7 protein-coding genes are annotated in these 8293 nt (G+C 58.1%); all 7 read right to left on the bottom strand.

The genetic code is table 11. The features are described 5' to 3' along the window. Nucleotides 1–492: histidine phosphatase family protein (locus tag VMU57_RS04060; protein WP_325381044.1), on the bottom strand; the 492-nt coding region annotated here is incomplete at its 3' end. Further along, nucleotides 489–1268, bottom strand: a complete 780-nt coding sequence (gene cobS / locus VMU57_RS04065) for an adenosylcobinamide-GDP ribazoletransferase (protein ID WP_325381046.1) — start codon at nucleotides 1266–1268, stop codon at nucleotides 489–491. The genes cobS and VMU57_RS04060, both read right to left, overlap by 4 nt. Then, entirely contained in the window at nucleotides 1265–2320 is a 1056-nt protein-coding gene (gene cobT / locus VMU57_RS04070; protein WP_325381048.1) for a nicotinate-nucleotide--dimethylbenzimidazole phosphoribosyltransferase, read from the bottom strand. Before cobT ends, cobS begins: the two co-directional genes overlap by 4 nt. Before the next feature lie 20 nt (nucleotides 2321–2340). Continuing rightward, the gene (locus VMU57_RS04075; RefSeq protein WP_325381050.1) at nucleotides 2341–3732 is read right to left on the bottom strand and encodes a cobyrinate a,c-diamide synthase; all 1392 of its coding nucleotides are present in this window, start codon (nucleotides 3730–3732) and stop codon (nucleotides 2341–2343) included. Continuing rightward, entirely contained in the window at nucleotides 3729–4289 is a 561-nt protein-coding gene (gene cobU / locus VMU57_RS04080) for a bifunctional adenosylcobinamide kinase/adenosylcobinamide-phosphate guanylyltransferase (RefSeq protein WP_325381052.1), read from the bottom strand. The genes VMU57_RS04075 and cobU overlap by 4 nt, the downstream gene beginning before the upstream one ends. Before the next feature lies 1 nt (nucleotide 4290). Next, complete coding sequence (locus VMU57_RS04085; protein WP_325381054.1) at nucleotides 4291–6030, bottom strand: ATP-binding protein; 1740 nt, start codon at nucleotides 6028–6030, stop codon at nucleotides 4291–4293. Then, nucleotides 6027–8293 (bottom strand): cobaltochelatase subunit CobN (locus VMU57_RS04090; RefSeq protein ID WP_325381056.1); only part of this gene is annotated, 2267 nt, incomplete at its 5' end. The genes VMU57_RS04085 and VMU57_RS04090, both read right to left, overlap by 4 nt.

Below are 8293 nucleotides of genomic sequence, written 5' to 3' on the forward strand. Positions count from 1 at the left end.
CTCATCAAGACCGCAGAGAGTACGAAGGACCACACGCATGACCCCAGCGTGTGTGACGACGGCGATCGAGCTGCTTTCGGACTGGCTGAGGAGATAGTTTGTCTCGGCCATCACTCTTGCTTCGAATATCTCGAAGGATTCTCCATCTGGTGGCGTCAGATGCGGAAAGGCTTCGAGCCACTGCGTAGCGAAGGTCAAGTCAAGCTTCTCGATCTCCTCCCAGGTCAGCCCATCCCACTTTCCAAAATCGATCTCACGCAATGCTGGACGGGTGATGCATGGAATGGCGAAGGACTCAGCGAGAGTGCGTGCCGTCATCACCGAGCGTTGCAGATCGCTCGTGAAGACAGCTGCAATTGGTTCGGTGCGTAGGGTTTCAGCAAGTTTTTGGATTTGCCGATGGCCTGCGGTGTTCACAGTTGGGTCGGATTGACCGCAAAAGGTGCCGGCCATGTCGGTCTCGGCGTGGCGAATGAAGAGAATATCGTTCATGCGATCCACGCTCCGGTTAGGTAAACGGTTATTTCTGCGAGTTGATTGGTGGCGCCAAAGCAATCTCCGGTTACGCCGCCGATTTTCCGTTGGTAGTAGAGACCACTCAATAGCGTGACCAAAATTGTTGCGACGATGGCAGCGGCCGCATGGGTTCGCAAGAGCCAAATGCATATCGCAACGGTAAAGAAGGAGCCGATAAGCAAGGTTCCGCGCGTGGTGAGACTGGCGATCCGTGCTCCCTGACCGATCCCAGCCACGTCTTGTTGACTGCGGGCTGGCGCGAGATAGTAACTCAACGGGAGCGTAGTCCAGCGGCAGAGAACGTTGGCTACGATGAGGTAGTGCGAGACCTGATTCAATGGTAGCGAGGCAAGCAACAGGATGCGGGCCAGAAGGCTGAGCGTGAGGGCCACACCGCCATAGCTGCCGATACGGCTGTCTTTCAGGATGGAAAGAATCTGTTCCCGGTTTGATCCACCCCCGAAGCCGTCAGCAGCGTCCGCCACGCCGTCCTCGTGCAAACATCCCGTTATTGCAACCAGAAAGACAATAACGAGAAGAGCCGTCACGAGTCTGGGCAGGTGTGGCGTAATAAGCAGATGAACCAATGCAGCAACGCTGCCGATGAGCAGACCTACAACCGGAAAGAACTTGACCGATCGCGAGAGAGAGTCTGGGTCGTAAGCCAGGTGGGGTATAGGTATTCGGGTGAGGAACTGCACCGCAGCGAGGAAGTCTGATCCTATTCGTTTTACAAACTTCCAACCGCTCATCGTGAGGCCTCGCTGACGCCGGCAGAGGTGAAGGTCGCCATCTGCGAGTAGAGACCGATGGCGGACTCAAGGATGGACATGGCAAGGACGGCGCCGCTGCCTTCGCCAAGGCGCATATCCAGGCTCAGGATGGGAGTTAGTTTGAGGTAGTCGAGGAGCAATCTGTGACCCGGCTCCTCGGAACGGTGGCCGGCGATCAGATATCCCCCCACCTTCGGTTCGAGGGCTACGGCAAGTGCCCCTGCTGCCGTGGAGATAAACCCATCGGCAACGATAGCGACATGGTTGCGTGCTGCTGCCAGGATCATGCCGGTCATAGCCGCAATCTCCAGGCCACCAACGCAGCGCAATACCTCGAGCGGAGCGGGCGAGGCATGGCTTGCGAAGTGTTTTTTCAGAATGGCTTCGACGATTGTGATCTTGCGCGCATGGGCCGCATCGCCCAGCCCTGTTCCGCGCCCGGTTGCGAGCGACTCAGCACAGCCGGTGATGGCGCAGGTAATTGCGCTGGCGGAAGTGGTATTGCCAATGCCCATTTCACCGACGGCCAACAGCGCATGCCCGGCAGCAGCAGCTTCATCCGCGAGTTGTGCGCCGACGTGCAGCGCCCGCGAGAGTTCTTCGTCGGTCATTGCCGCATCGCGCAGCATGTTCTTTGTGCCGTTCGAAACTTTGTGGTGGCGCAAGCCCTCAATGTTGTTGAAGTCCGCGTCGACCCCCATATCGATCACATGCAGCGTTACGCCATGCAAACGCGCAAGGGCGTTGACAGCGGCTCCTCCAGCCAGGAAGTTGAGCACCATTTGGTGCGTGACTGCGCTTGGGTATGCGCTCACGCCTTCGGCGGTGATGCCATGATCCGCGGCGAAGATATAGGCAGCTTTGTTGAGAGGCAACGCAAGATGTTCGCGTCGGATCGCCACCAACTGAGCGGCTAGGTCTTCGAGCCTGCCAAGACTGCCCAGCGGTTTGGTGAGCGTGTCCAGACGAGCGCGAGCGCGAGTTCTCCAGGTCTCGTCCGGAGGCCCAATTCCTCGGACCAATTCTGTCACTACCCTTGCACTGAGCGGCGTCATTGGGGCACCAAATTCGAAGTTCGACTGGCGATGGCTGCCTCGACGAAACTGCGAGCGATAGTTGGCTCTGCGCGAAAGTGCAGATGCACGTAACTCGCAAGCATATTGCCCAGGCGATAGCCTTCACTCTCCGTACGGCCCGAGAGTGAGTATTGGAGGCGGTAATTCGTCGCGACTTGAAATTCATTCGAGATGCGAGAGTAATGGAAGCTGTGTCCACGGAGCACTGTGCCTGCTTTACCGAGCAGGCAATCGTTGGTCAATTCCACATTGACGTATCCGAAGCCGACGAGTTTTCCGGTGATCTCGATTTCGAAGGGCAGTACACCTGCCATCGGATATGTGGTTCCGTCGCGCGTCGTGAGTTGCTGCGACAGGAAGATCATTCCTCCGCATTCGGCATAGACAGGACGGCCGGATGCGACAAATTCTCGAATAGCCGAGAGCATTGCGGCGTTCTCGCTGACTTGAACTGCATGAAGCTCGGGGTAGCCGCCAGCGAGATAAAGAGCATCGAGATCCGGTGGCAGAAATTCGTCGTGCATCGGGCTGAACGGCAACAGGGCCGCTCCGTGTTGCTGTAGTAGGTCCAGGTTGTCTTCGTAGTAGAAAGAAAATGCCTGATCGCGCGCTACTCCGATACGAATCTCGTCTCGCGTTTTGCAAACCACTGGAAGAGCCTGAAGATTTATGTCCAGGCCACATTCCAAATCCATAAGAAGGGGAATGTCCATGTGCTTATTCGCGAGGTCGGAAAGCGTATCGATCAAGCGTTCAAGCCCTTCGCCGGTCTCGCCTTCTTCCGCTGTCTGCAGCCCGAGATGTCTCTCGGGGATGGCAATTGCAGACTCTCGGGGCAGCCAACCGAGGACTGGAGTCTTACAGGCAGATTTGATCGAAGCTTCCAGGATGCGAAAGTGGCGATCGCCTGCGACCCGATTCAATATGACTCCGGCTAACGGAAGTTCAGGATCAAAGAGTTCAAATCCAAGCACCATTGCTGCGATACTTCTCGCGATTTTCCCTGCATCCAGCACAAGTACCACCGGCAGCTTTAGAAGCTTTGCGATCTCCGCGCTGCTACCCGACTCGCTCGCGCCGCCCTTACCGTCGAATAGCCCCATCATGCCCTCTACCAGCAGGACATCGGCACCATGCGATGCGTGACGAATCACGTCACGGTTTGCTTCTGCAGAAAGCATCCATGTGTCGAGGTTACGTGCTGTGCGGCCGGCAATGCGGGTATGGTGGCCAGTGTCGAGGAAGTCAGGACCGCCCTTGAACGGCTGCACCGTATAGCCGCGACGGCGCAAGGCAGCAGTAATCGCTAGAGTCACGGTGGTCTTGCCGACTCCGCTGGCCGTTCCGGCGATCAGGAATCCTTTCATCGATGCCCTCCTTCGAGCGAACCTTTGAGGGGAAGCGGAAGTCCGGCGACCATCAGAACTACGGTATCGGCCACTGCCGCAACGCGTTGATTGATCTCGCCCACCAGGTCACGAAAGCGGCGTCCCAAGGCATAGGCTGGGACGACACCGCTGCCGACCTCGTTCGAGACCAGAATCACCTTGCAGGACTTCTTTTTCAGAGCGACGCACAGGTCTTCGACGCATGCCTCCAAAGCCGCTTCATTGCCGCCGTATGCTTCCATAAGATTGGCGCTGAAGAGCGTGAGGCAGTCGATAAGAATGGCATCGGAGTTGTCTCCACTGGATCGAACGACGCGGCCCAACGCGATAGGTTCTTCCACGGTTGTCCAGTGTGCGGGCCGCTCTGTGCGGTGGCGTTCGATCTTTCGGTGCATCTCCTCGTCATCGCGACGCTCGGCCGTCGCAACGAACGTAACCCGTCCGAACCGCTCGGCCAACTGCTGCGCATAGCGACTCTTTCCGCTTCGAACGCCTCCCAGGACGAGGATCACCGAATTGACTTGGTTCTTCTGCATGCTAAGCTCCCTGCCCTAGTGGCTTGAGCGGTTCGACCGCGATCAAAACATTCTCACTCTGCGCAAGCTCCTCCAGCGAGAGGTAGCGCGCGCCGAGCATCTTCGCTAATTCCTCGCATTGGCCTAGTCGCTGTGCGGCAGTCTCTGTATCGACGACGATTGCATTGCAACTCATCAGCTGCGCCACATCAAGAGCCTCTTGCCAGGGGACTCCTCCATGGAGCGGGATATTTGCCCTACCATCGGTGAGTAGGATGAGAAGCGTTGCGGGCGTCAGATATCCGCGCGCTTCATTGAGAGCGGCAGCCAACGGCGTTCGACCACCCGTGGGAAGATATTCGAGCGCAGCCAGCGCATCGGGAAGCACTTCAGTTGGTTCCAGAACGACCTGCGCAGAAGTTCCGCGGAAGACGATCATGACCACCTCATCCTGTCGTTTGAAGGAGCGGGTCAACATGCTTGAAATAGCGCCTTTGACTAGACGCATTCTTTGCTGGGCAGCGTGCGAGCCGCTGGAATCAATGACGAAGAGATAGCGAGTTCCGGTCCTCGGCTTCCGCACCCGTTCATGCAAATCCTCGACACGAGGTTGCAAGCCGCCGGTTTCACGCAGAGTATGGCTGAGCGTGGCACGCAAATCAAACTCGACAGGGAAATCCGACTGTCGAGCACCTATGATTGGACCGCAATCACAGCCATCTGCAGACGCGCTGTCCCCTCGCTTCACTCCTGCACCGAGCCGACTATCGAGAGCGGGAGTCTTGACTTCTGATGGACTGAAGATACGTTCGTGGACACGCTTCGGTGCTTCTTGTCCACCAGTTTCAGACTGCGATTCGGGCTTTGACTGTTGCGGCTGCGTTGGAGGTGGAGGCGGAGTGAATGAGGAGCGCTCGCGCTCGCGCGTCCGGTGAGCAAGGACAAGAGGTAACACGGCGTCGACATGTTGCATTTCGACGCACGTATCGCCGGCGAGGGCTGCGTATGCGATTGCAGCCCTTACGACAGCCAGATCGGCTCGCAAGGATTGAACGCTGTGTTCGCAGATGGTGACGCTAATGTATCCCATCATGTCGCTGGAACACGCGACGCAGCGGAGAGAAGCTCTAGCGGAAGCAATCTGAGACTGTAAAGTCTGTTGAGCTTGTGACCACTCACTGGCAAATTGAACTGTGTTGCGTTCGAATGCAATTCTTCGCTCTGTCACGAGTTGGCGTTCGGCTGGGTCAAGTGGAGCACAGACCGTCACTGATAATGCGAAACGGTCCAGCAGCTGTGGGCGCAGCGAGCCTTCCTCCGGATTCATGCTTCCGAGCAGGACAAACTCGGCGGGATGGGTGGCGCTCAAGCCTTCACGTTCCACCACATGAACCCCGCTGGCAGCCGCGTCCAACAAAGCATCGCCCAGGTGTGATGGGAGGAGGTTCACCTCGTCCACATAAAGCACGCCGCCATGTGCTTCGACGACCAGTCCCGGCTTCAGGACGGGATCGCCCTTTAACGTGCGCTCCAGATGAAGCCCCCCAAGCAGACGGTCCTCCGTGGCTCCGATCGGCAAATTGATAAAGCGTGCTGGTGCCGGCAACAGGGCAGCGAGGCCGCGTGCGGTGGTTGTCTTGCCCGAGCCCTTGTCACCGCGCAGCAAAACTCCCAGCCGCCAATCGACGGCAGCCAGTAGCAGCGCGAGCTTCATCTCGCTCTGGCCCACAATTGCGGAGAAGGGATAGGCAGCCGGTCTCAAGAAACAGCCTCCCGCTTCTGCTCGCCCTGCGCTTCCAGCAGCATTTCGGCCTCAAGCAGAACGTCGCGCAGTGCTTTGAGAATCTCCGGCGCGGGGTTCTCCCAGAGCTCCCGTTTTGCCGCCTCAAGCAATCGTTCAGCGATCGCATTCAATGCCCATGGATTTGAAGCACCGAGGAAGTCACGCATGTTTTGGTCTAACGCGTAGTGCTCCGCAAGACCTTCGTAGATGAAGTCCGGAGCAATCTGCGCCGTGGCATCGAATCCGAAGATGTAGTCAACCGTTGCCGCAAGTTCAAGGCCGCCCTTGTAGCCGTGGCGTTTGATCGATTCGATCCACTTTGGGTTCACCACGCGCGAGCGATAGACACGCAAGGCTTCTTCGCGCAGGTCGCGAACCTGTGCCGATTCCGGGCGCGAGCTATCGCCAAAGTAAGCCTTGGGCTGCGTCCCGGTGAGCGCGCGAATTGAGGCGATCATGCCGCCGTGAAACTGGAAATAATCGTCGGAATCGAAGATGTCATGCTCGCGATTGTCCTGGTTGTGCAGCGCGACCTCGATGGATTTGAGACGCTCTGCGAAGATGGGCTGTGCGTCGACTCCGTCGGTACCCCTGCCATATGCGTAGCCTCCCCAAGCAAGGAATGCGCGGGCAAAGTCGTCATCTCCCTGCCAGTTTCCGGTCTCGATAAGTGGCAAGATACCCGCGCCATATGAGCCTGGCTTCGAACCGAAGATGCGATAGCGCGCATGGGCTTCGGCCTCGTGCTTCGGTAAATCATTCTTCGTCTCAAGCTCCGCAAGATAGTGTTTGCGCGGGAAGTTCTGATCGAGCGGTTCATCCAACTCAACCAACATCGAGATGGCTTGGTCGAACGTGTCGATCAAGTGAGGAAATGCGTCGCGGAAGAAGCCGCTGATGCGCAGCGTCACGTCGACGCGAGGTCGGCCGAGTTGCTCCAGAGGAATAGCTTCCACGCCTTCGAGCCGCCGCGACTGCGCGTTCCACAAGGGTTTGACGCCGAGTAGCGCAAACGCCTGAGCGATATCGTCGCCGTGGGTCCGCATCTGCGAGGTCCCCCACACGCTAAGTCCCATCATCTCCGGATACTTGTCCTCTTCCTTGTAAAAGCGAGCAACAGCTTCACGGGCAAGCTGCTGGCCTACTCGCCACGCTGCCTGTGAGGGCAAGGCACGTGGATCGACCGCATAGAAGTTGCGTCCGGTTGGCAGAATATGCGCCATACCGCGGGTCGGTGCGCCAGCCGGGCCTGCGGGAACATATTTGCCTTCAAGTGCATCGAGCAGGTGCTCGATCTCGTCGCCAGACTGTTCAAGTTTCGGTACAAGTTCGTCACAGGCGAAGGCGAGTGCAGCTGCGATCTCCGCCGATTCGAGGCCGAGCACCGCGCGCTGCACTTCGCCGATGACGGTGCTCCGAAAGCCCAGCGTGTCGAGCATCATATAAAGGTCGAGTGAGGCGCGGTCGAGAATCTCCAGAACATCGGCGCGCGTATGGCACGGCTGGCCCAGCAGGTCTAGCGAAGACACAAGGCGTTCGCCCGGCTTATCAAGTAGCGCGGTCAACTCGAAGCCGAACGCCGTTGCAAGGCTCGCCTGCAGACTCGGTGCGCTTGCGTTTGCCAAACGCGTCAGCGACCGCAGCATCTCCGGCAGCGGAGGCATCTGCCCAAGGATGTGCAGGCCATCGCGAATCTGTGCCATGCCTAATTCGCAGAGATAGCCGTCAAGATCTTCGATCAGATGGGCCACTTCGTTGCCGTTCATCGAAGCGAGTTGCGTCGGAATGCCCTCGGGCGTCAGCGTGTCGTCCCACTCGTGGCTGTGATCGCCGCGTTCGCGGGTCATCATCGTCTTCAGATCCAGATCGGCCTTCAGGTTTGTGTTCTCGACCAACTGCCATATCTGCTGTTGCAGGTATGGCAGCTTCACAGGGTCGAGCTTCTCGACGGCATAGTATTCGTTGACCAATTGGTTCAACTCAGCCAGAGGACCATAGGTCTCCGCTGAGGTCATCGGCGGCGTCAGGTGGTCGACAATCACGGCGTGCGCACGGCGCTTGGATTGGCTTCCCTCGCCGGGATCGTTGATGATGAACGGATAGACGAGTGGCATGTCGCCGAGTAGAAGGTCCGGGAAACACTCGCCGGAAAGCCCGATCCCTTTGCCAGGCAGCCATTCGAGCGTGCCATGCTTGCCCATATGGACGATGGCATCTGCGCCCCAGCCGCCTTCTGCTTGCG

Source organism: Edaphobacter sp. (assembly GCF_035532915.1).
Lineage (GTDB): Bacteria > Acidobacteriota > Terriglobia > Terriglobales > Acidobacteriaceae > Edaphobacter.